Source organism: Mucilaginibacter arboris, from assembly GCF_009754915.1.
Taxonomy (GTDB): domain Bacteria; phylum Bacteroidota; class Bacteroidia; order Sphingobacteriales; family Sphingobacteriaceae; genus Mucilaginibacter_A; species Mucilaginibacter_A arboris.
Genome location: NZ_WPIK01000044.1, coordinates 1 through 1,636 on the forward strand (window position 1 = coordinate 1; position 1,636 = coordinate 1,636).

The 1,636-nt window shown below is 34.4% G+C and carries 1 protein-coding gene; it reads right to left on the reverse strand.

Annotation, left to right across the window (positions count from 1 at the left end):
• Positions 1–986: 986 nt before the first annotated feature.
• On the reverse strand, positions 987–1,636 hold a 650-nt coding region (locus GO621_RS18600), incomplete at its 5' end, for a DKNYY domain-containing protein (protein ID WP_232335711.1).

Below are 1,636 nucleotides of genomic sequence, written 5' to 3' on the forward strand. Positions count from 1 at the left end.
TCGGCTGAAACTGAAGTAAAATAGCAAAATAAAAGCTAAATTCTAAACTGTCAGCCAGTTTTTTGCCAAACCCATGTTAGCCGCTTTTGTGTTTTTGCTTTTTTGGGACAAAAAAATCTTTAGCAAGCTTTCTCGGGCGAAAACACAAATTGCGCCTAACGGAAAAGGCTTGGCGAAGAACTGGAATTTGAAATCCTTCCGCCGAAACCAAAGCTAAATAAGAGTTATAAAGTTCAATACTGTTTTTACGGCTAAAAAATGTTCCTTATGCCGAAACTGAAGCAAAATAGCAAAACAAAAGTTTAAATTACTTCGGTCAGCCAGTTTTTTGCCAAACCAATGTTGCACGACGTTTTTTGTTTAAAAGCGGAAATATAAACTTGCGCTTTTAAACAATTTTTTTGTCCGCAAAACAAGCAAAACATTTAGATTTTAGATTCAGCGAATTACATGTTCGGCGAATATTTTGTCTGCGAACTTTTACCTGATAAAAACAGCATTTAAAAAAGTCGGCCAATAAAAGTCCGGCGGATATTTTGTCTGCGTAAAAGTCGGAAAAGTCTGGTCGGTCGATTTGGAAAATACAAACCCAATTTACAAACCTAAAAAAGTCAGCCGGAAATGCTGTTTTTGCCGATTAAAATTTGTCTGCTTGAAAGTCAGCCAGCAAGACTGTTTTTACCAACAAAAATTTTATCTGCGAACTTTATACTGATAAAAACAGCATTAAAGGATTCGGCGAAACACAAGTCTGGCGCGTGTGTAGAAGTCGGCGTTTAAAATGGCGTGCAACGAATAAGGCTTGGCGAAGAACTGGAATTTGAAATCCTTCAGCGAAAACCAAAGTTAAATTAATGTTCCAAAGTTGATGCTTCTTTTACCAGCTAAATTTTGTTCCGTCAGTTGAAACTGAAGCAAAATAGCAAAACAAAAGTTGATGTTTATTCCGTCCGCCAGTTTTTTGCCAAACCAATGTTAGGTGCAGTTTATTTTTTAATCTTGCCAAATTCATAAACATGTTTTTTGTCGCTTCCAGCGTAACTGCTAATTATTTTAAATGTATTAGGGTCTGCACCATTTAATTTCTTGCTTTTATAAATTACATACTGATTTGTTTTCCCCCAATTTTCGTCAATTGGAACAAAAGTATTTATGTCGTCAAGAAATAATGTATCGTAGCCATGAATTAAAATTTTACCCTCCTTCGACCAAGGATAACTTATCAGTTTTAACTTACTAGGATTAACACCTTTTATTGAACAGTTATTTATGTCGTTGTAAAAGCCAAAAAAGTAACTGGAGTCCTTGTCACGAAAAACATAGTTACCAATAAATCTAAACGTATTGGGATCAATCTTTCTAATTGGTATACCGTCTATATATAAATGGTTTTTGTCTTTACCAAATTCAAAGTCGCAATCACAGTCGAAACTTAGTTTTTGAAAGCTTTCAGCATCTGCATTTTTAATTACATCCTGATTTTGTCCACTTGCTTCATTCCAATACTCATAGTAAACTTTGTTGTTTTGTATTTTGTAACCTTTTCTACAACTTGCAAATAGAGTAAAAGCAATTACAGAAATTAATATTTGTCTAAAGATCATTCGGATTGTGTCGATACAAATTGCACCTAACG